This is a genomic window from Aestuariibacter sp. GS-14 (genome assembly GCF_006494365.1).
Taxonomy (GTDB): Bacteria; Pseudomonadota; Gammaproteobacteria; order Enterobacterales; family Alteromonadaceae; genus Alteromonas; species Alteromonas mangrovi.
In genome coordinates this window covers 69,911-92,760 of the sequence record NZ_VHIP01000001.1, presented here as the reverse complement: position 1 = coordinate 92,760, position 22,850 = coordinate 69,911, and the positions used below count along the sequence as shown (strand labels likewise).

Here is a 22,850-nt window from a genome sequence, read left to right as displayed (position 1 = left end):
TAAACTTGGCGCTTGGAGCAAGTTTTCGGGTAAGAACTGAGTTATTCTCCTTAGGATGCAGATGTGACGTTTGATGAGCAAACAATATGCACAAAATTCTGGTTACCGAAGACAGTCCGATTGTCAGAAAAATTCTCTTTAAATTAATCGAAGATAACCCCCATTTTCAAAGCGTGTTGTGTGAAGATTTAGCCAGTGCGCAAAAGCAATTGAATAGTGGTGAAACGTTTCTTGCCGCCATTGTTGATCTCAATTTGCCGGATGCACCTAACGGCGAAATCGTAGACATAATCTTACCGTATGATATTCCCACCATTGTGCTCACCGGCAACTTTGATGAGCATTTAAGGCATATGCTACTCGACAAAGGTGTACTGGATTACATTACCAAAGAATCCAGGTATTCCTACATGCAGGTGGTAAAACTCATCGATCGGCTGCGCAAGAACCTTTCAACCAAGGTATTGGTTGCCGACGACTCACTGACCAGCCAGCGTTTTTTGAGCCAGTTTCTGCAAAAATTTCGTTTCAATGTAGTGTGCGTAAACGATGGTGTTGAAGCGCTGGCGGCACTGAACGAGCACAAAGACATTAAGCTGGTGATTTCAGACTACATGATGCCCAATATGGATGGGTTCCAGTTAGTGAAGCGGATCCGACAGGAGCGACAATTCCAGGATCTTATTTTTATTGGTCTTTCGGCAACAGGTAACAGCATGTTGTCGGCAAAATTCATTAAAAGCGGTGCGAACGATTTCCTGAGTAAACCGTTTTATCATGAAGAGTTCTTTTGCCGTGTACTGCATAGTCTGGAGCTACAGGAGATGATGGCGCAGGTAAGGGACTCTGCAAATATCGACCCATTAACCAATACCTATAACCGCCGGTTTTTGTTTGAACATGGCGAATCACTGCTGGATGCAAAGGTAAGCGTCACGGTAGCCATTATTGATGTAGATGACTTTAAACCCATCAATGATACCTACGGCCATAAAACGGGGGATAAGCTGCTAGAGGCTTTCTCTCTGCTGTTAAAACGCTATTTTTCTGATGACCTGGTAGCGCGGTATGGTGGCGAGGAATTTGTTGTTTTGTCTGAAAGACCTTATCCGGAGGTAATGAAAACCACGGATTTATTTATGCAGAAATTACGCGAACTGGTGTTTACCGAGCACAAAATTGCGATGACTTGCAGTATTGGGGTAAGCGAGGGTAACACAGGTGGTCTGGAAGAACTGATTGACGTTGCAGATAAACGATTATACCGGGCCAAGCATACCGGTAAAAACAGGGTAATTGAAATGTTGGCGGGTTAGCTCTCGCTTCGGGTTCATAAGAAAACGGCCCGTGAACGGGCCGTTTTTCATTATAAATACAACACGTTGAGCAGTGTGATCACAATACTGGAATACACTATAGAGACCGGTAATCCAAATCGAACAAAGTGACTAAACTTATAGTTTGCTGCGTTATACACCAATAAGTTGGTTTGATAACCATACGGTGAGATAAAACTGGCGCTTGCAGCGAATGCAACAGCCAGTGCAAACGGTAAAAGCGGTGCGCCAATAATTTCTACCAAACCATATGCAAACGGAAACATAAGTGCCGCAGCAGCGTTGTTGGTAACAAATTCTGTTAACGCAAGTGTCAGAACATAAACTACTATCAGTGCTACCAGCCAGTTGGTGTCGGCCAGATAAGGCAGCAGTTGGTCTGTACTGAGTGCAATAACGCCTGAATTTTCCAATCCGGTTGCCAGCGACAACGCCCCTACAATCACTACGATGAGGTTTAACGGCATATTGCGTTTGATTTCGCCGCTGGACGTAACATTCGCTCCCACCAGCACTGCAGCGAAAAATAACAAGCCTACTGCCAGCGACAGTATTTCAGTTGCAGCAAGGGCCACGATGGTCAAAAAGCCGCCAACTGTGATCCATTCCTGTGGCGTTGATAGTGGACGCGAGATGCGTTGTTCAGACAGTATAAAGAAGTTTTTGGTCAGGTTATGGCGAGAGTTGAAATCCGGCCCGACGGCCAGTAACAAAAAATCACCAGCCTGTAGCTTGATTTCACCTAATTTGCCTGAGAGCTGCTCGCCATCGCGACGAATAGCCACTACAGCGGCATCAAAAAGCGCACGAAAGCCCAGTGCTTTAATAGTTTGTCCTATGATTTGCGCACGGTTTGACACAATCACTTCGGTGAGGTTTTCCCGCATTAATCCATCGGCTTCGGCAAACGTGGTTAATCCTTTGATGTGCGAAAGCGCATCCAGGTTTTTCACATTACCCGAGAAAATGAGTTTGTCGCCACCCTGAATCACCAAATCCGGCCCTACCGGGCTAATCAGTTTGCGCTTTCTTACTACTTCAACCAAAAACAACTCAGGTAGGTTACGCAGGTGGTTCTGTTCAACGGTTTTTCCAACCAGTTCAGAATCGTCACTGACTTCCGCTTCTACAATGTATTCTCTGAAGTCATTTTGCTTATTGGCAATACTCGGCAACAGGGGAGAAAGTGCATACATTAATACACCACACGTTAACCCTGCACCAAGGCCCACAACGGTAAAGTCGAGAAAACCAAAGCCTGGATGACCATGCTCTTGCAGGAAGCTATCAACAATCAGGTTAGTCGAGGTACCAATTAAGGTTACCGTGCCACCCAAAATCGCAGCATAGGATAACGGGATCAGAAAGCGCGAAGCAGGGTGATACTGATTCTGTTTTACCGGCCCAATTAAACTGGCAACTATGGCCGTGTTATTGAGTAGTGCCGACGAAAAGAAGGTTAAACCGAACAGTCGCCAGAATGAGTGGGTAAAGTTAGCGGTTATCAGCTTTCGCGCAAGGCGTTTGATAAAGGCGGTTTTGTCGATGGCGCTACTAACAAGCAGCAACAGAATAAGTGTAATCAGGCCTTTGTTAGTAAGATTGGCTAAAATTTCATCAAATTTGATTTGTTGAGTAACTAATAAACCCAACACCGCAAGCGCGAAAATAGTGGAGGGGCGTTGATTTGAAAAAATCAACGCCCCGATGGTACCGAGGAAAAACCCCAGTACCACGAGGTGGTTCAGATCCATGTTGTTAGATCCTGCTCCTACAGCTTGCTAATGTCGATAGCATTCCAGTGAGGGAAATGCTTGCGAACCAGTTCATTGAATTCAAGCTCGAATGCAGAGAATTCAGTGGCGCCATGCAGCTTGTCCTTCGCAAGTTCATCGATGATCATACCCGCACCAACCGTACCATTGGTTAAGCGGTCGATCACAATAAATGCACCGGTAGCACGATTGCGCTTGTACGGATCGCAAGGCACTGGCTGGGTGAACTTCACGTCTACCACGCCAATTTCGTTCAGATTCATGTGCAACGACTGGCTTTGCTTCAGTGTGTTCACATCAATCAGGTGATCGATAGCGGCAATACTGCCAGGCGTGGTTTTGGTAGCAAACTTAAACATGTATTGCTTGTTTGGCATCATTGGCTCTTCGGCCATCCATACCAAATGCGTTTTAAACTGCGTACTCAGCAGTGACTTGTTGTCAGATTTTACAATCATGTCACCACGGGAAATATCAATTTCGTCTTCCAGTGTCAGAGTAACAGCTAATGGTGCATAGGCTTCGTCCAGGTTGCCATCGAAAGTAACAATCGACTTCACCTTAGAGGTTTTACCTGAAGGCAATGCTGTGATTTCGTCGCCAGGCTTAATCTGACCAGACACAACAGTACCTGCAAAACCACGGAAATCCAGGTTTGGACGGTTAACATACTGTACCGGGAAGCGGAAGTCCTCGGTGTTGGCGTCTTTGTTGATTTGAATGGTTTCCAGCATTTGCATCAGCGTTTTGCCTTTGTACCATGGCGTGTGCTCACTCAGATTAACCACGTTGTCGCCATCAAGTGCTGAAATTGGTACAAAGTGAATATCCGGAATGTTCAGTTGCGCGGCAAATGCGGTGTAATCTGCCTGAATTTGCTTGTACACGTCTTCGCTGAATTTCATCAGATCCATTTTATTTACAGCAACAATAACGTGCTTAATACCCAGTAAAGACACCAGGAATGAGTGACGACGCGTTTGCGTTTTTACACCTGCGCGGGCGTCTACCATCAGGATAGCCAGGTCACAGTTAGAGGCACCGGTTACCATGTTACGGGTGTATTGCTCGTGTCCGGGGGTGTCGGCAATAATGAACTTGCGCTTGTCAGTAGAGAAGTAGCGGTAGGCTACGTCAATGGTGATGCCTTGCTCACGCTCTGACTGCAAACCATCCACTAGTAGTGCCAGGTCAACTTTGTCGCCGGTAGTACCGACTTTCTTGCTGTCCTGGGTAATCGCAGCCAACTGATCTTCATAAATCATTTTTGAATCGTGCAGCAGGCGGCCGATTAAGGTACTTTTTCCGTCGTCAACGCTGCCGCAGGTTAAGAAGCGCAGCAGGTCTTTATGTTCGTGTTGATCCAGGTACGACAGAATGTCTTCTTTCAATAATTCGTTTTCGTTATTCATGCTTATGCACTCACGAGGAAATAAGGGTTTAACACAGACTCTTTCTGATTGTAGGTAAGAGCCTCAGCGTCAGGATTCAGTGGGTTTGCGCCATCCAGTACAGTCACGTTTGCGCCAGCAGCTAATGCTACGGCATGCGCAGCGCCGGTGTCCCATTCAGAGGTTGGGCCCAGTCGCGGGTACAGATGTGCTTCGCCTTCGGCAACCAGGCATAGTTTCAGTGAGCTGCCCATGGCAACCAGTTCTGATTCTCCGCCAAGCAGGTCCAGCAGATTCTTAATTTCAGGGCTCTGGTGCGAGCGGCTACCCACCACTTTCCACACTTCACCTTCACTGTGCACTTTGGCAGAAATGGCGCTTACACCTTCTGCGGTTTCAGTCCAGGCACCCTGACCAACAATCCCGACATAGGACTTTGCCAGAGCCGGTGCATATACCACGCCCATCACCGGCTTGCCGCCGTCAATCAGTGCGATATTGACGGTAAATTCACCGTTCTTTTTAATGAATTCCTTGGTGCCATCGAGTGGATCGACTAGCCAGTACTGGTTCCAGGTTTTACGCTCTTCCCATGGGATATCAGCCGATTCTTCCGACAGTATTGGCAAGTCTGAAATGGCTTCTAAACCGGCCACAATACACTTGTGGGCAGCTAAATCTGCTTCTGTTAGCGGACTGGTATCCTGTTTTTCATACACAGCAAAGTCGCGCTGGTAAATTTCCATAATTTTTGCACCCGCGTCCTTGGCTATCGCAAGCACTTGCAACGCGAGAGGGTCCGTAATGGCCATTACAACAATCCTTTTTCGGTTAACAGGTTAAACAAGCGCTCTGCTGTGTCTTCGGCAGATTCTTCCTGATACGGTAAATGCACTTCAGGCGCGCTTGGCGCTTCGTAGGCAGAATCAATCCCGGTAAAGTGTTTGATTTCGCCACTGCGCGCCTTTTTGTAGAGGCCTTTTGGGTCACGTTGTTCACAAACTGCCAGTGGCGTGTCTACAAACACTTCGATAAATTCACCCTTTGCCAACAGGTTGCGACAAAAATCGCGGTCGGTTTGAAAGGGTGAAATAAACGCGGTGAGTACCACCAATCCCGAATCCACGAACAATTTGGCCACTTCACTGATGCGACGAATGTTTTCAACCCGGTCTTTATCGCTGAAACCCAGATCGCCACATAAGCCGTGACGCACGTTGTCGCCATCCAGCAAATAGGTATGTTTGCCCTGTTCGTGTAGTTTCTTTTCAAGCAAATTGGCCAGGGTAGATTTACCCGAACCGCTCAATCCGGTTAGCCACAGCACGCGGGGTTGTTGGCCGAGGCTTTCTGCACGAGTCGTTTTATTGATCTCATGCTTATGCCAAACAATATTGGTGGCCATTAGAAGTATCCTTCCATTTTCTTCTTCTCCATTGAGCCAGCGCTGTCGTGGTCAATTACACGGCCCTGACGCTCGGAGGTTTTAGTTAACAGCATTTCCTGGATAACTTCTGGCAGTGTGGCCGCGGTTGACTCAACTGCACCAGTCAGTGGGTAACATCCCAGCGTACGGAAACGCACGGATTTCATCTCTGGTACTTCGCCTTCTTTCAGCGGCATGCGATCGTCGTCAACCATGATCAATACGCCATCACGCTTCACAACTGGGCGTGGTTTGGCCAGGTACAGTTGTGGAATATCAATGTTCTCTTTGTAGATGTATTGCCAGATATCCAGTTCGGTCCAGTTAGACATCGGGAATACACGGATGCTCTCGCCCTTGTTGATTTGCGAGTTATAAATATTCCACAGTTCCGGACGCTGGTTTTTTGGATCCCAGCGGTGGTTGCTGTCACGGAATGAATAAACACGTTCTTTTGCACGTGACTTTTCTTCGTCACGACGGGCACCACCAAAGGCGGCATCGAATTTGTATTTGTTCAGTGCCTGCTTCAGGGCTGCGGTTTTCATCACGTCAGTGTGCTTGGCACTGCCATGGCTGAATGGACCCATGCCCATGTCGACGCCTTCCTGATTAATATGCACCAGTAGGTCAAAGCCGTGCTTTTTGGCCTGCTGATCACGAAACTCTATCATTTCGCGGAATTTCCACGTGGTATCAACGTGCAATAACGGGAATGGGATTTTGCCTGGCGCAAATGCTTTACGTGCCAGGTGTAACAGCACCGAGGAATCCTTGCCTACGGAATACAGCATTACTGGGTTTTCGAATTCCGCAGCAACTTCACGAAAGATATGGATACTCTCGGCTTCGAGTTGTTTCAAATGGGTGGTTGACGGGATACTTGCAGTCATTTATCGAGTCCGAAGTTTAGGTTTATATACGAAATGATTATATACATAGAACCCTAACATATTTAGGCGCATTTGTGCTATGCCATTTAGCTATTTGAAATAGCCCTTTTATTCCTTTGTATTAAACCGGCTCTTCCACAAAGAAGACGTCGGCTCATGCAAATGACAAAAGTGAGGCTGGTTAAGGGATTCTGGTTGTGTATGAGTATACAGGGTAGAGCAGTATACGCCTGATTTCTGTGGTATGACGAGAGGACGTAATGGAATTTTTTAAAACCACATTGATGTATTTTATATCAAATGGTTATATGGGTGTGTCGAGAGGGTGTATTGCAAGGGTGTATTAAGGGTATGGCGGCTTAGGGTTTGCAAACCCTAAGCCGCCATAAGCATTAACGTTGCTGATGCAATGCTTGTTCAAATTTGGCAAAAGTAGCCTGAACGCTCTCCCTGGGTTGGGTGAATTTACTCACTACCACAATTGCAATGCTCGATAATACAAAGCCGGGCACGATTTCGTACATCCACTGACTCAGGCTTTGCCCCTGAATTTGCACTGGTAAATAAATCCATAAGAGTACGGTGGCAGCGCCCGTGATCATTCCGGCAAATGCTGCTGCGCGGGTCATATTGCGAGAGAACAGGCTGAACAGTACCAGAGGACCAAATGCCGCGCCAAAGCCGGCCCAGGCATTACTCACCAGCGATAGTATAGTGCTGTCGCGATCATATGCGAGCGCAATGGCAACGGCAGCAACCAAAACAACGGAAACACGCCCCGCAATCACCAGTTCTCCCTCTGACGCCTCTTTACGCAGAAATATTTGATAGAAATCACTGGTTAGCGAACTGGAGGTAACTAATAACTGAGATGAAATAGTGCTCATGATTGCCGCCAGAATGGCAGCCAATAAGAAACCGGCAATCAAGGGATGGAACAGGATTTGTGACAAGTAAATGAAGACGGTCTCGGGATCAATGGTCACGTCGGGTTGTTGAGTAACATAGGCTAAGCCATATAACCCGGTCATCAATGCACCGGTAATCGACAGGATCATCCAGCTCATACCGATGCGGCGGGCAACCGGAATGGCTTTTACCGAGCGGATCGCCATAAAACGGACGATAATGTGCGGTTGGCCAAAATAACCGAATCCCCAGGCCAATAGCGATAAAATACCGATAAACGACAACGTTGTGCCGCTCGCAGCATCGGTAAACAGGTCAAACATGGCTGGGTCGATACTGGTAATGATCTGATTGGCCTGGGATACACCGCCAAGCTCCATCACAACGACAACCGGCACCAGGATGAGCGAAATAAACATGATACAGCCTTGTACAAAATCGGTCATGCTCACAGCCATAAAGCCACCAATCATTGTGTAGGCAACTACCACGCCGGCGGTAACATACAAGCCCATTTCGTAGCTTAAATTAAACGAAGATTCGAATAATTTGCCGCCTGCTACTACACCCGAAGAGGTATAAAGGGTAAAGAATACCACTATGACCACTGAAGCAATCACCCGCAACATGCGGCTGTTATCGGCAAAACGGTTTTCGAAGTAATCGGGCAGGGTAATCGCGTTATTGGCGATTTCGGTGTAAACCCGCAAACGAGGGGCAACCAGAATATAATTTAAAAAGGCACCAATGGTAAGGCCAATGGCAATCCAGGCTGCCGAAATACCTGCCACATACATTGCACCGGGTAATCCCATCAGCATCCATCCGCTCATATCGGATGCGCCGGCAGACAGCGCCGTTACTGCTGGACCGAGTTTGCGGCCACCCAGCATGTAGCCTTCTACACTGGTGTCGGCCTCTTTGTAGCCATACCAACCAATGCCTAACATCACTAAAAAATACAGCCCCAGAGAGACCATAGTGCCAACTTCCATTAGCGCTTCCTTCTGTCGTTATCGTTATTGTAGTGATGGTTACTATATCAGGATGGGTCGGCTGGTTTCTACCGGGAGTCGGGAATTAGCGTGTTTAAGCGATTTGAACACATGACCTGCTTTCAGGCAGGCCATGTGCAACGGTTTATGCAGAGAACTTTAAACTTTGCTTCAGGATGGATTGAAATGACGGTATATCCGCGCCTTTTTCGCCTACCACTAACACATTGGCATGGTTAAAAGCATAAGATAAACCTTCGTACGCCTTGTCAGAAAAGCTATTTTTTACCGGGTGATTTTTCTCTGGCACCAGAAAAACTGACATTCGCCCCTGAGCGGTTTCAATGATCAGGTGTAAGCTGCGTATTGAATCCAGATGACAGTAATTTACCGACGCGATTTTGCCAATGGCCGGATCAATCTCTGCACCGAACTGTGCCAGTTTGGCATTGGCAATTTGCGCGGTTACCGGTGCGTCGCCTACCGGCGTTTCATGTTCCGCGTAGTACATATGCGCAAGCGCGGCGTCACCCAGAGAGACATGTTGTTGCTGCCAGGCGGTAATGCCTACGCCAGCCGTTAATGCAACACTTGCCGCCAGGCCAATGTACCAGCGGTTTTTACGCTTTTTGTGTGCGAACTCGCGTACACTTTGCTGCCAAATAAGCTTATTGGCTAAATCATCGGGCACGGGCACATCAATGGCGCGTGTGAGTTTATCGTCGAGACGTTTAACATCCTGCCAAAAGTCATCATACCCTTTATCGTCGTTTGCTGCTTGCACTAAGGCTTCGTCGGTATCCGCAGGGTTAGCATAAATGCGGCGCCGAAATTCTAATTCATCCATTTTGGCGACCTCGCTCAGGTTGACTGGGAGCCAGCGCTTCTTTTAATTGCGCGCGGGCACGGAATAATCGTGTCATGACGGTGTTTTTGTTTAAATCCAGTTGTTGGGCTATTTCGTCACCACTAAAACCAAACAGAATCTGAAGTACCAGCGGTTCCCGGTAGTCTTCTTCCAGTTTTGCCATCGCCCGTCGCAGTTGCCGGATTTCCGTATCGTTGTCGTGACAGTCTGCTGATGACACAGAAACTGACACATCGTCGATGTCTACCAAATCAAACTGCTTGCGCTCAAAGCGCCGTGCATTCTCTCGTCGCAAAATGGTGATAAGCCAGGATTTTGCGGCTTTTTCATCCTGCAGGGAGTCGAGGGCGCGCCAGGCGCGCAGGAACGTTTCCTGCACAATATCTTCGGCAGTGGCCTTATTATTAGTGAGCCAGTAAGCGTATCGATACACGTCGGCGTGCAGAGCGCGAACTAAAGCTTCATAGCGTTGAGTTTTTTCTTTCATGTCCGAATAGACCGACACGCTGTAAAACAAATTTCAACAGTAGGTGATTTTTTTCAAAAAAACAAAAAAGGAGCGCGAAGCTCCTTTTTATCACAATCAAACAATGAGTGAGATTACGATTTACTTTCAACCCACTGATGTACTTTTTCTTCCAGTACCGACAATGGCACAGGACCATCTTTGAGCACAACGTCATGGAATTGGGCATAACTGAAATTATCACCCAGAGTGGCTTTTGCTGCTTCGCGCAGCTCCATTATCTTCAGTTTTCCTATCATGTAGGCCGTTGCCTGACCCGGCATGGCAATGTATCGTTCAATCGCTTTAACGGCATCGTATTCCGGATTCGGCGTGTTGGCGATCAAATACGCAATCGCTTCTTCGCGACTCCATTTTTTCGCGTGAATGCCAGTGTCTACCACTAAACGGCAGGCTCGCCATAATTCCATTGCCAGGCGTCCAAAGTCGGAGTAGGGGTCCTGGTAAAAGCCCATGTCTTTGGCGAGTTCTTCGGTGTATAAACCCCATCCTTCAGTATAGGCAGTAAAGCTCAGGAATTTCTGGAATTGCGGAATGCCGTCCAACTCAAGCGCAATAGCGCGCTGCATATGGTGACCGGGTATGCCTTCGTGGTACGCCAACGCTTCCATTTGGTAGGTTGGCATGGCGTTCATGTCATACAGGTTGGCGTAATAGATACCCGGGCGTGAGCCATCCTGCGCAGGATTTTGATAAAAGGCCTTACCCGCTGATTTTTCGCGAAAAGCCTCAACACGTTTTACTATCATCGGCGCTTTTGGCGTTAAACCAAAATACGCCGGTAGAGCCTCGCGCATAGTATCAATGGCGGCGGTTGCTTCTGCCAGATAGCGCTCGCGTCCTTCATCGGTATTCGGGTAATAGAACTGCTTGTCGGTGCGCATGAATTCAAAGAACTCCTGCAGCGTGCCGTCAAATTCAACCTGCTTCATAATGTCGCGCATCGCATTGTGAATGCGCTCTACATTATCAAGACCAATCTGATGCACTTCGTCAGCGGTTAAATCTGTTGTGGTGAACCAGTTAAGGCGGTTCTGATACCATTTGTCGCCATCGGGTAAACGCCAAACACCGTCACCTTCAGGGCTAACGGTCTTTTGATGGGCAAATGCTGCCATCAGCTTTTCATAAGCCGGCTTCACAGACGTAAGCAGTGCGGTTTTAGCTTGCTCTTTCAGGGCCGATGCTTCATTTTCAGGCAGATTCAGGGCGTCGACTTTGTCGCTGAAATCTTTCAACAGCGTAGAGGGTTTGTCAGAATCATCAAATGGCATGCCGCTAATCACATTTTGTGACGCTTCAATCATTTGATCATAAGCCCACTTGGGTGGAAACACACCAAGGGCTTCGCGTATCTGCATTTGCTCAATTACCTGATCAAAATTGCCAGGTACGTTATTTAAACGGGCAATGTAGGCATTGGCGTCATCCACACTGGTTACCCGGTGAATGTTGATCAGAAAGCTGGGAACAGAGGTATGAGCTGCTCTGAACTGATGCACAATATAGGTATGGTGGCGGTATTTGTCGTTTTCTAAATCCCGCTCGATTCCCAGCTTGAACAGGCGAACACTCATTTGTTCCTGTTCGCTCAGCTTGCTGATATCAAACTGCGAAATTTCTTGTAAGCGCTTTTTGGCAATGGCGATACTTTCGTCAGCAAAAGCGTCGCTTTCATCACCCCATTTGTCGTAGTCCCATTTTATACCCAGATAGCTCTGGAAAGTCGGGGAGCGTTTTAAGTCGTCCTGGAAGGTTTGCTCAAAATAGGCTGCCAGACGTTCTGATTCAGATTGTGCCTGCACCGATTGAGCAGTATCTGATGTTGGGGCGGTGGTTTGCGTTGCCGGTGAGCAGGCAATTAGCCCACTCACTGCTAAAGCAATGGCGCTTAACTTTCGTAATTTCTGTGTTTGAATGTGCATAAGAACCCTATTTGTGTAGTGGATAAAGCGGGGTGAGCCCCCCGTCTTTTGTATTGGATATTGTTGTTATACGTTTTATTGCCGAAATTAGTGCAGCCTTATTCCAGGCCTGTGGCGGATTCGCAAAAGCCGAGGCCATCATTTGATCAAGCTCGGGTTTGATCGACTGCTGAATTTGCCATCGTTGTGCGGCAGAAAATTGCGCCTGCCAACTGCGCAAGGCGGCTTGAATATCACTCACATTGCCTTTTTCAATGGTTGAAATAAGTGATTTAACATCGGCGTTAGTAGTCGTTTTTTGCGATGAAGGCACTGCGCTCACTGAGCGCGTTTTCTGAGCATGAATTAACCAACCTGCTGCAGTCAGTAACCAAAGCGCAGCTAACAGCCAGTGCCAATGATCAATTCCTTGCTGTGAATTTGGTGATATCAGTGATTCTGCAGCCTGTGGCTGGGCGTTATCAGCGTCAGGTAATCCTTGATCTGATGTAACCTGCTGTATTGCAGGTGGCGGCACCTGAGCCTGCGGCGTTGCTGGAGTTGGCGTGTTACCCATGTTTGCCGCGGGTGCTACCGTGATGGTGCGGGTAGGCAGTGTTGCGAATTCCGTTTTGCCTGTGTTGGTATTAAACCAGGGCACTTTGACCTCTGGAATAATAAACTCACCAGGCTTGGTGGGGATCAGCGCTACTGATTCGGTACGCTGTACAATTAACCGGTTGTCGCGCTCGGCGGTTGCGCTGCCGGGTTGGTCGGGATAAAGCTTAAATGCGGGCGGGTATATTTGTGCTATCTCGGGCAGCTGTTCTTCCACTACCCCAACGGCGGTAAGCGTGAGTGTGCGGGTTACCGGTTCACCTACCACAAATTCATCGGTTTGCCAGTTTTCATCCAGTTGCACAAAGTCGCTCGGCAGCCAGTGATAGTCTATGTCCTGCGGAATGGGTTTAACACTGATATCCACATCCGGGCCAACCCGGTTGATAGCCTGAGTACGGTTAAAAAAGCCAAATCGCTGATTGGTATTCGCTGCAATGACTTCGCCAGAAAAGACCGGGCCGCGAATGGTAAAGTCGCCAGATTGCTGAGGCAGAATCGCAAAGTTGCGTTCAATTACCTGATAACGTTTGCCATTTACCAGCTCTGTGTATTGCTTGTCTTCACCTAGTTGCTGAATTTGCGCATTCTCAAGCTCAGGGGCTTGTAGGCTACCACGTTCAATTTGCGATGCCAGATAGAGTTTCACGGTGTAGCGCAACTGTTGTTGCAGGTACACATTCGACTGATTGACTTCGGTGGCTACGTAGTAGTCTCTGGCCGGCGCATTGCTACCTTGTTGTACCGGGATAACGTTAACAGTAATAGGTGCACTCGACTTGCCTTCGATGGTAAATGCCGGAATAGTAAATTTGCCTACACTGCGCGGAAACAAGGTAGTAGACCAGGTAGTTGTCTGGCGGGTAGAGAAGTTGACAATTGACGTTTGTGAACCCACTGACGTGCGGCCTACCACAAAATCGCTTAATAAAACGGAACTGTCGAATGCATCGCGCTCGGCATCGCCTTCAGCCACAACCGTTAACACGATAGCCTCGTCGAGCATCACAGGGTTTTTGTCGATAGTGGCTGTCACACTGGTTACTTCGGCCTGAGATATCCAAGGCAGCACGCACATTAATAAACCTGCAATCAGGCGTTTACTGATCATTACCAATCACTCCGGTCTGAAGAAGGGGGACGACGATACTGACGTTTCTGCGCTTCCAATTGCATTTTGCGTTTCAACAGGAAGGCTGGGTCGTCAGGGATGCGACGCAATAGATTATTGAGTCGTTGTTCGGTCTCTTTGTCGCGCTCGGCGTCACCTTGTATTGCTTGTTTCATTTCACTTTCGCCAGCTTCCTGCTCGCCATTTTCAGGCTGTTGTGCCTGTTGCTGTTGTTCGTCCTGGGCATCCTGTGGGTCAGACTGCTCACCGTTCTGTTCAGCATTTTGCTGATTGTCTGATGATTGCTGCTGTTGATCCTGACCGTTTTGCTGGTCACTTTTTGACGGATCATTTTCTCCACTTTGCTGTTGGTCTGAACCTTCACCATTTTGCTGTTGATTCTCGCCGTTTTGCTCACTTTGGTTTTGTTGATCGTCAGATTGATTCTGATTATCGCCCTGATTTTGTTGATCCTGTTGTTGGTCCTGTTGATTTTTTAATTGTTCAAGCAGCGCTTTGTTTTGTGCTGCTTCAGGATAATCCGGGCGTTTTGCCAACGCCTGTTCATAAGCGGCAATAGCCTCTTCCAATTGGCCCGCTTTTGCCAGCGCGTTGCCCTGGTTGTAAAAGCCTTCCGCACTGTTTAACTGGCCGTAAGTCTCTGCAGCCGCTTCGTATTCACCAGAGCGATATTGCGCTGCGCCTTTCCACGATAAATCTTCAAAGGATTCAGAGGCGTCCTGAAATTGTTCGCTGTTGTACTGTTCATAGCCCTGTTGATCGGCATTCAAAAAGGGTTTCTGCCACCAACTAATGGTATTGGGTTGTACAGCTTCGTTGGTGTCTGCGACGGGTGATTGACCTGGCTGTGTTTGCGCTACGGCAACAGGCGATTGCATGGGTATTAGCACACACAAGCAAAGGACGAACAACAAACCGCGTCGGAACGACAGGGCGGCAATCGGCAGTAATAGGAGCAGCAAATACGGCCCGGCTTCTGCCCATTTATCACCTTGCTTGTTGTTGTCCTGTGATTCAGTTTCGGCATCATCAAATCGATTTACCGCAGCAATTTTACGAATATCACTGTCGTTAGCGGTGATTTCAGAGAACTTACCGCCACTCTGGCGACTGAGTTGTTGCAACACTGACGGATTCATTTTTGGGATCACAATTGCGCCATTACTGCGTTTTAATAGTTCGCCATTGAGCTGTTTGATGGGCGCGCCAGTTTGCGTGCCGACACCCAGAATATTCACGGTATAAGGTGTGGAAGATAAAAAGTCGCTGAGTTCTTTCATTTGTTCCAGTTCAACGCCATCAGTGATCCAGTAAAGTGCACCGCGCTGATAGCCGGCACTTTCCAGTAAGTTGGCCGCGGCTTTTAACCCCAATACAGGTTCACTGCCTGAAGTGGGCATGATTTCCGGGCTCAAACTGGGGAGCAGGGCTGTTAAAGTGGTTGCATCTTCAGTTAATGGGCTAATGGTGAACGCATCACCCGCGTAAGCCACCAAGCCCATATCCCCTTCGTTGATAAGCTTTACCAAATCAATAGCTTTGTATTTCGCTCTGGATAATCGGTCTGGCGTAACGTCGGTAGCGCGCATCGACAATGACATATCCATAACGATTACGTGACCGGCTTTTACCTGAAAAACAGGCTGGGGAATACGTTCCCAACTTGGTCCGGCTAATGCGAATACCGCGAGTAGCCATGCCAGCGCAAGCCAACTCACCAGAGTATTGCTTTTTGCCGTGTGTTGCCCGGTTACCAAATATTGATAGAGGTGTCCAGCAATCACACCTTGCCAGCCCGTTGCTGTGCGACGCCAGCGATAGACCACCCAAAGTAGCAACACTAATGGGATAAGTGCATAAAACCATTCAGGGCGCAGGAAGTGAAAATCTGCAGGGAGAAAATTGAAGGCACTGTTCATGATACGGCCTCATTGCTACCAGCCAGTCTGAACCAGATACTTCGCAGCAAAATACCAATCACTGGCAGTGCGCTAAGTAACAATGCCAGGGCCAGCGGATAGTAAAATAACGCCGTTAGCGGGCGCATTTTACGTGCTTCGCCTTCAATCGGCTGGAGCTGGTCGAGCATCGCGTAAATGTTGTTTAATTCGGCGGCATTGCGCGCACGGAAATACTGGCCGCCGGTGGCTTTCGCAATATCGGTTAACATGGTTTCGTCCAACTCTTGCGAGGGATTTACCTGTCTGCTGCCAAAGAAACTTGAAACGGTCATGGCATCAGCCCCTACACCGATGGTGTAAACCGTAACCTGGGCATCCACGGCAAGTTCTTTTGCTTGTTGTGGTGTGATATTACCGGCCGTGTTCTGGCCGTCTGTAAGCAATATGAGTACGCGGTTTGATTCGGCTTTTTGTTCAAATCGTTTTACAGCAAGACCAATAGCATCGCCAATCGCCGTTTGTTCACCTACCAGGCCAATTACGGCCTCGTCCAATAAGGTTGCGACGGTTTCCCTGTCATAGGTGAGAGGTGCTTGCAAATAGGCCGTGTCGGCGAACAGAATCAACCCAAGACGATCGCCAACCCGGCGTTGAATGAAGTCATACAGTACAGATTTGATCATGGTCAGGCGATTAACCTGACGGCCGTTTACCATCATGTCTTCAATTTTCATACTGCCAGACAAATCCACCGCCAGCATCATTTCACGCCCTTCATTTGGCACATTAACCGGCTCACCCAACCATTGCGGCCGGGCTGCAGCCAGTACCAAACAAATCCACATTATTGTTGCCAGTATCAACCAACCGCGTTTTGCTGCCTTAGGTGATTTCGATTGCGGCAGATTGTTGATTAAATTCGGTACCCGCAGCGCAACATCCGTTTGCTGAGTTTTAGGACTCAGCAAGCGAACGATGAAGGGTAAGGGCAGAGCAAACAGCGCCCACCACCAGGCAAACTCAAACATGACTTGCCTCCCGCGCTTTAACTGCCGTCTCTATGGGGGGAACTCGCTTAAAATTAGCTTGTTTCAACCACACTGTTGCCGCTGAAAAAATATCGCTGGCTTCTGCTTCTGTACAAGGTGCTTGCTGATACACCTTACTGGTCATGACTTCCAGTCCGGCCATCACGGATTTTGCGTGCTTGTTGCTAACTGCGCTTTGTAAAAACTGTAGCCACTGATTACCGTATAATGCGGAAACGGTTTCAGCGTCGAAATAGTGCTTCGCAACGCGTTTGAGTAATTGATTGGTGTCTACCGCGGCCTGGCCTGGCTCAGTAGCGAAGGCGGCAAGTGTTGCCAGTGCCTCACGCTTGGCTTTGGTAAATTGGCGGTGAAGATACCAGGTGCGAATTGCCATTATGGTAACCAGCAATACCAACGCAATAACTGCCCACCAACCCCATGCCAGCGGCCACCAATCTACGCCAGTTGGCGTTTGAATATCATTTAACTGGGCTAACGGGTCCATACTGGCTGCCTCCGCAAGCGTTCAAGTTGTTCGGTTAGGGGGATACCGGCATCAATAAAGCCCATTCCAGTTTTACAGCGGCCAAGACTGTCTTTCACCTGCTGCCAGCGCGCTTGCTGGCTGGCGGAATAGTGTTTAGCCAGTACCGGATCGCCTAATGTCCAGGTTTGCTTTTGCTCGCCGTCGGTAACATTCACACTCTGCGTGTGGCGAAGCGTTGGCAAGGTATGCTCAAGCGGGTCGGTGATGGCAATGGCACTCACTTCACAATGCCGGCTAATTTGGGTTAAGTGCTGTAGCGCGCGCTCATCAAGGTGCAAAAAATCACTGATGATATAGACCAGACTACCGGGCCTGGCCAGACGGCGCAGTCGGGACAAAGCCTGTTCCAGATTTGCCTGAGGGGCTGGAAGCTGCGCCTGACTCGCTTCATTCTGACACTGCATCAGTTCATGACAAATGCTTAAAACTGCGCGCTTGCGGCTTAATGGTTTACATTCTTTATGAGCATAATCCGAATAGATTAACGCGCCCACTTTGTCGCCGCGTTGCGCCGCTGCCCAGCTGATTAATGCACTCAAATGCGCAGCCTGAACAGCTTTGAGCAGCAGTTGGGTGCCAAATTGCATCGAGCCCGATAAATCACACAAAACAAATACCGGGCGCTCGCGCTCTTCGCGGTACACCTTGGTGTGGGTTTTCCCGGTACGCGCAGTCACGCGCCAGTCGATGGCACGAATGTCATCACCCGCCTGATAGTGCCTGGCTTCATCAAACTCCATACCACGCCCCTTGTGTTTAGTCAGGTAACTACCTGCCAAACGCGCCTGAGGCGTGCGTGTGGGTTTCATGTCTAACAGCCCGGCAAACTGCTTGTATTGCAGCAGTTCCTTTACATTTAACTGAATGCCATTGGACTGCAGGCTATTGAGCTGTTGTTGTACGGCAATCATTGATTAAGGCACAGCGACCAGATTTAATATGGTGTCCAAAACCTGATTTGCAGTGACGCCTTCCGCTTCGGCCTGATAAGACAGGATCAAACGGTGGCGAAGCGCATTGTGGAACACAGCCTGGATGTCGTCGGGACCAACGAAATCCCTGCCGGCCAACCACGCATGGGCACGGGCGCAGCGATCCAGTGAAATGGTGGCACGAGGGCTGGCACCAAATTCAATCCACTGAGCTAATTCAGGTGAATAATTTTCAGGGCGACGCGTGGCCATAATCAACTGCACTAAATAGGTTTCCAGTGCGGGGGCCATGTGCAGTGCTAATGCCGCTTTACGCGCAGCGAAGATATCTTGCTGGCTCAATGTAGGTGGCAGCGCTGTGGGCTTACTCAGCTCTTCGTTGCGCGTTAATTGCAGGATTTGCAGTTCGGTGTCGGCATCCGGGTAATCAATTTCCAGGTGCATCAGGAAGCGGTCTAACTGCGCTTCTGGCAGGGGATAGGTGCCTTCCTGCTCCAGCGGGTTCTGCGTTGCCATTACCAGAAATAGTTCTGGTAGAGCATAGGTTTTGTTGCCAACCGTAATTTGGTGCTCAGCCATGGCTTCGAGCAGCGCAGATTGCACTTTTGCCGGCGCACGGTTAATTTCGTCTGCCAGCACCAGATTATGGAACAAAGGACCTTGCTGGAACACAAACTGGCCTGTTTCCGGGCGATAAATATCCGTACCCGTTAAATCGGCGGGTAGCAAATCTGGGGTAAACTGTACGCGGTGAAAATCGCCATCAATACCCTTAGCCAGGGCGTTGATGGCCCGGGTTTTCGCCAATCCTGGTGGGCCTTCTACTAACAAGTGGCCGTCGGCCAGCAGTGCAATCAGCATATTCAGCGTGAGTTGAGACTGACCGATAATTTGTGAATCAAGATAGGCGTGTAACTGCCTGAACTGCTCAGCTGCCATAGAGTTTTCTAACCTTGTTATCGTTATTGAATCACAGAGCGTATACTTACTGCTCCGTGTTGGAATTGAAGCTATCTGACTGTTAAGTCAATATAAGGTTCCCTTATTCTGTTTCAAGCTACTTTTTCTCATCAAGAGATTAATTGTTGCAAAATATTCTTCTGCGGATTTGCTATTTGTTTAATTGTTTGTAAAAATCGGCGCATTGATAACAGGTCTGACCACTACCAGGTCTACAACAAGGGTTATAAATAATGGCTAAACAGCAATCGGTTACAACGCGTGATGGCGATCGCATTGCCATTGTCGCTGGGCTTAGAACGCCCTTCGCAAAAATGGCGACGTATTTTCACGGTGTTCCCGCCGTGGATTTGGGCAAAATGGTGGTAAACGAGCTTCTGATCCGCAATGCCGTTGATCCTAAATTAGTTGATCAACTTGTTTACGGTCAGGTAGTTCAAATGCCAGAAGCCCCCAATATCGCACGCGAAATCGTTCTGGGCACCGGGATGAATGTGCATACCGACGCCTACAGCGTATCACGCGCTTGCGCAACTAGCTTCCAGTCTACGGTGAATATCGCAGAATCTATGATGGCTGGCACAGTGGAAGTGGGGGTGGCCGGTGGTGCTGATTCAACCTCTGTATCACCTATTGGTGTATCGAAAAAATTAGCCCGTGCACTGGTTGACCTGCAAAAAACCAAAACCCTGGGTCAAAAATGGGCCGTACTTAAGCATCTTGGCTTTAAGGATTTACTGCCAGTACCGCCGGCGGTTGCTGAATATTCAACGGGTTTATCTATGGGACAAACTGCTGAGCAGATGGCGAAAACCCATGGTATTTCTCGCGAAGCACAGGATGAACTGGCGCACCGCTCGCATACGCTTGCAGCGCAAAGCTGGAAAGAAGGCAAACTGGCTGGTGAAGTAATGACTGCCTATGCCGAACCGTTTAAAGGTGCGCTGGAGCAAGACAACAATATTCGCTTCGATTCAAAGCTGGAAGGCTATGCAAAATTACGTCCGGTATTCGACCGCAAATACGGTTCAGTAACTGCGGCCAACGCAACGCCATTAACTGATGGTGCATCAGCAGTACTGATGATGACCGAGAGCAAAGCGAAAGCATTGGGCTACACACCACTTGGTTATATTAAGAGTTATGCATTTGCGGCAATTGATGTATGGGAAGATATGCTGATGGGCCCGTCTTACGCCTCACCCATTGCATTAGAGCGTGCAGGCATGACACTGAACGATTTGACGCTGATTGAAATGCATGAAGCCTTTGCTGCTCAGACTTTGGCAAACGTTAAAATGTTTGCCAGCGATAAGTTTGCTCAGGAAAAACTGGGTCGCAGCAAAGCTACCGGTGAAATCGATATGGACAAATTCAACGTGATGGGAAGTTCACTTGCATATGGTCATCCCTTTGCCGCAACAGGTACGCGTATGATCACGCAAATGCTGAATGAATTGAACCGCCGTGGCGGTGGTACCGGTTTGATCACTGCCTGTGCGGCAGGTGGTTTAGGCGCAGCTATGATTTTGGAGACAGCGTAATGACTGAACAAGCAGCAAACAGCGCATTTACTTTAAGCCGCCAGGACAACGGCATTGCCGTACTCACCATGGATGTACCGGGTGAGTCAATGAATACCCTGAAACAGGCGTTTGGCGATGACATCACCAAAATCCTGGATGAAATTGAAGCTGATAGCAACATTAAAGGCGTGGTGCTGATCAGTGGTAAACCCAGCTCTTTCGTCGCCGGTGCTGACATTACTATGCTGGACGCCTGTAAAACGGCGGAAGAGGCACAGGCATTAGCCAAAGGTGGTCAGGACATTTTTGACCGCATCGAAAAAATGCGTGCCACCTTTGTGGCGGCTATTCACGGCCCTGCACTGGGCGGTGGATTAGAGCTGGCATTAGCGTGCCACTACCGCGTTTGTACCGATGCCCCTGCGACGCAACTGGGTGTGCCTGAAGTACAGCTGGGTTTATTACCAGGCAGTGGCGGAACACAGCGTTTACCTCGATTAATCGGTATTCAACAAGCCATTAAAATGATGCTCACCGGTGGTGCGGTACGTCCAAAGCAGGCTAAAAAATACGGCCTGGTTGATGAAGTTGTGCCGCATTCAGTGCTATTGGACGTAGCGGGTATCTTTGCTGCTAAGGGCAAACCAAACCGTGAAATGCCGCAAAAAGGGCTGGTTAATAAATTCCTTGAAGGCACGGGCCCAGGTCGCAATATTCTGTTTAACAAAGCGGCGCAACAAACCCAGTCAAAAACACGCGGAAATTACCCAGCGCCACAGCAAATTCTTGATGTGGTGGCATTAGGTCTGAGCAAAGGCATGCGAGCTGGTTTAGAGGCTGAAGCAAAAGCGTTTGGCCAACTGGTGATGACACCTGAATCAAAACAGCTTCGTCAGATATTCTTTGCTACAACTGCCATGAAGAAAGAATCTGGTGTGGCGAATGTTGCCCCGGAAAAAGTGGCTAAAGTCGGCGTGTTGGGCGGTGGTCTGATGGGTGGGGGTATTGCGTTTGTTACGGCGACCAAAGCGAAAGTGCCAGTGCGTATTAAAGATATCCAGCCAATTGGTATCGCCAATGCCATGAAATACAGCTACGACCTGCTGGTTAAAAAAGTGCAGCGTAAATTTATGCTGAAGTCGGAAATGCAGAAGCAAATGTCACTGTTAACCGGCACATTGGATTACGCCGGTATGCAAGATGTAGACATTGTGGTTGAGGCAGTATTTGAAGACGTGAAACTGAAGCAGCAGATGGTTGCTGACGTGGAAAACAATTGCAAAGAAAGTACGATTTTTGCGTCGAATACCTCGTCTATTCCAATTGGACAAATTGCTGAAGGGGCGCAGCGTCCTGAAAATATCATTGGTCTGCATTACTTCTCTCCAGTAGATAAAATGCCACTGGCGGAAGTGATCGCGCATGAAAAGACGTCTGATCAAACTATTTCAACTACCGTTGAATTTGCCAAGAAACAAGGGAAGACGCCAGTAGTAGTAAAAGACGGAGCGGGCTTCTACGTGAACCGTATTCTCGCGCCCTATATGAACGAAGCGGCGAACCTGATCCTTGCCGGTGAGCCTATCGACCATATCGATAAAGCGCTGCTTAACTTTGGTTTCCCGGTGGGTCCCGTGAAGCTGCTTGATGAAGTGGGAATCGATGTGGGTACCAAAATTATCCCCATTCTGGTTGACGCCTTTGGTGAGCGTTTTACCGCCCCAGGCGCTTTCGACAAAGTGTTGGCAGATGATCGCAAGGGTAAGAAAAACAAACGCGGTTTTTACCTGTATGAAGGCAAAAAGCCAGGAAAAGAAGTGGACGACAGTTTGTACACTTTATTGGGTATTCAGCCGAACAAGAGCCGCAGTGAATCTGAAATATCTGAACGCTGCGTACTCATGATGTTAAATGAAGCCGCACGCTGTTTAGACGAAGGTGTGATCCGCAATCCACGTGATGGGGATATAGGCGCAATTTTTGGTATTGGCTTCCCCCCATTCCTGGGCGGACCTTTCAGATATATGGATCAACTTGGCATTAAAAAGGTAGTAGAGCGCTTGAATTACTACGCTGAAAAGCTTGATAAGAAGTATCAGCCTGCGCCAGTTCTGGAAGAAATGGTAAAGGAAAATAGAAGCTTCTATTAAATACTTGTTAATAACTTGTATAAAACCGG

18 protein-coding genes are annotated in these 22,850 nt (G+C 48.5%); 3 read left to right on the top strand and 15 right to left on the bottom strand.

The window, feature by feature from the left end; translation table 11 throughout:
• Nucleotides 1-86 precede the first annotated feature (86 nt).
• Complete coding sequence (locus tag FJ444_RS00390; protein WP_140955936.1) at nt 87-1,316, top strand: diguanylate cyclase; 1,230 nt, start codon at nt 87-89, stop codon at nt 1,314-1,316.
• A 50-nt stretch (nt 1,317-1,366) separates the two neighbouring features.
• Here the strand turns inward: FJ444_RS00390 and FJ444_RS00385 are convergent, their stop codons facing one another.
• The 15 genes from FJ444_RS00385 to FJ444_RS00315 all read right to left on the bottom strand — a co-directional run bounded on the left by FJ444_RS00385 (nt 1,367) and on the right by FJ444_RS00315 (nt 19,124).
• Nucleotides 1,367-3,091 carry an SLC13 family permease gene (locus FJ444_RS00385; protein ID WP_140955935.1) on the bottom strand — a complete coding sequence of 575 codons (1,725 nt, stop codon included), beginning with the start codon at nt 3,089-3,091 and terminating at the stop codon, nt 1,367-1,369.
• Nucleotides 3,092-3,108: 17 nt separating this feature from the next.
• The gene (cysN, locus tag FJ444_RS00380) at nt 3,109-4,524 is read right to left on the bottom strand and encodes a sulfate adenylyltransferase subunit CysN (protein WP_140955934.1); all 1,416 of its coding nucleotides are present in this window, start codon (nt 4,522-4,524) and stop codon (nt 3,109-3,111) included.
• A gap of 2 nt (nt 4,525-4,526) precedes the next feature.
• On the bottom strand, nt 4,527-5,315 hold the full coding sequence (cysQ, locus tag FJ444_RS00375) for a 3'(2'),5'-bisphosphate nucleotidase CysQ (protein WP_140955933.1): 789 nt from the start codon (nt 5,313-5,315) through the stop codon (nt 4,527-4,529).
• A complete protein-coding gene (gene cysC / locus FJ444_RS00370) occupies nt 5,315-5,908 on the bottom strand; it encodes an adenylyl-sulfate kinase (RefSeq protein ID WP_140955931.1) in 594 nt (197 codons plus the stop codon). Before cysC ends, cysQ begins: the two co-directional genes overlap by 1 nt.
• Nucleotides 5,908-6,822, bottom strand: a complete 915-nt coding sequence (gene cysD, locus FJ444_RS00365; protein WP_140955929.1) for a sulfate adenylyltransferase subunit CysD — start codon at nt 6,820-6,822, stop codon at nt 5,908-5,910. The genes cysC and cysD overlap by 1 nt, the downstream gene beginning before the upstream one ends.
• Before the next feature lie 392 nt (nt 6,823-7,214).
• The gene (putP, locus tag FJ444_RS00360; protein WP_140955927.1) at nt 7,215-8,726 is read right to left on the bottom strand and encodes a sodium/proline symporter PutP; all 1,512 of its coding nucleotides are present in this window, start codon (nt 8,724-8,726) and stop codon (nt 7,215-7,217) included.
• A 145-nt stretch (nt 8,727-8,871) separates the two neighbouring features.
• The gene (locus tag FJ444_RS00355) at nt 8,872-9,573 is read right to left on the bottom strand and encodes a DUF3379 family protein (RefSeq protein ID WP_140955925.1); all 702 of its coding nucleotides are present in this window, start codon (nt 9,571-9,573) and stop codon (nt 8,872-8,874) included.
• Nucleotides 9,566-10,081, bottom strand: coding sequence for a sigma-70 family RNA polymerase sigma factor (locus tag FJ444_RS00350; RefSeq protein WP_140955923.1), 516 nt, complete (start codon nt 10,079-10,081; stop codon nt 9,566-9,568). Before FJ444_RS00350 ends, FJ444_RS00355 begins: the two co-directional genes overlap by 8 nt.
• Before the next feature lie 113 nt (nt 10,082-10,194).
• Nucleotides 10,195-12,045: a DUF885 family protein gene (locus FJ444_RS00345; RefSeq protein WP_140955921.1), complete on the bottom strand. Its 1,851-nt coding sequence runs from the start codon at nt 12,043-12,045 to the stop codon at nt 10,195-10,197.
• A 7-nt stretch (nt 12,046-12,052) separates the two neighbouring features.
• Complete coding sequence (locus tag FJ444_RS00340; protein WP_140955919.1) at nt 12,053-13,753, bottom strand: BatD family protein; 1,701 nt, start codon at nt 13,751-13,753, stop codon at nt 12,053-12,055.
• Entirely contained in the window at nt 13,753-15,693 is a 1,941-nt protein-coding gene (locus FJ444_RS00335) for a VWA domain-containing protein (RefSeq protein WP_140955917.1), read from the bottom strand. The genes FJ444_RS00340 and FJ444_RS00335 overlap by 1 nt, the downstream gene beginning before the upstream one ends.
• Nucleotides 15,690-16,703, bottom strand: a complete 1,014-nt coding sequence (locus FJ444_RS00330; RefSeq protein ID WP_140955915.1) for a VWA domain-containing protein — start codon at nt 16,701-16,703, stop codon at nt 15,690-15,692. The genes FJ444_RS00335 and FJ444_RS00330 overlap by 4 nt, the downstream gene beginning before the upstream one ends.
• Nucleotides 16,696-17,211 (bottom strand): DUF4381 domain-containing protein, encoded by a 516-nt coding sequence (locus tag FJ444_RS00325; RefSeq protein WP_140955913.1) that lies wholly within the window; start codon nt 17,209-17,211, stop codon nt 16,696-16,698. Before FJ444_RS00325 ends, FJ444_RS00330 begins: the two co-directional genes overlap by 8 nt.
• Nucleotides 17,199-18,164: a DUF58 domain-containing protein gene (locus FJ444_RS00320; protein ID WP_140955911.1), complete on the bottom strand. Its 966-nt coding sequence runs from the start codon at nt 18,162-18,164 to the stop codon at nt 17,199-17,201. Before FJ444_RS00320 ends, FJ444_RS00325 begins: the two co-directional genes overlap by 13 nt.
• 3 nt (nt 18,165-18,167) lie before the next feature.
• The gene (locus FJ444_RS00315; protein ID WP_140955909.1) at nt 18,168-19,124 is read right to left on the bottom strand and encodes a MoxR family ATPase; all 957 of its coding nucleotides are present in this window, start codon (nt 19,122-19,124) and stop codon (nt 18,168-18,170) included.
• Between the two features lie 254 nt (nt 19,125-19,378).
• Here FJ444_RS00315 and fadI point away from each other — a divergent pair, with 254 nt between their 5' ends.
• Together fadI and fadJ are read left to right on the top strand one after the other, a co-directional pair.
• Nucleotides 19,379-20,689 carry an acetyl-CoA C-acyltransferase FadI gene (gene fadI / locus FJ444_RS00310; protein WP_140955907.1) on the top strand — a complete coding sequence of 437 codons (1,311 nt, stop codon included), beginning with the start codon at nt 19,379-19,381 and terminating at the stop codon, nt 20,687-20,689.
• Nucleotides 20,689-22,821, top strand: a complete 2,133-nt coding sequence (fadJ, locus tag FJ444_RS00305; protein ID WP_140955905.1) for a fatty acid oxidation complex subunit alpha FadJ — start codon at nt 20,689-20,691, stop codon at nt 22,819-22,821. Before fadI ends, fadJ begins: the two co-directional genes overlap by 1 nt.
• Nucleotides 22,822-22,850: the final 29 nt, after the last annotated feature.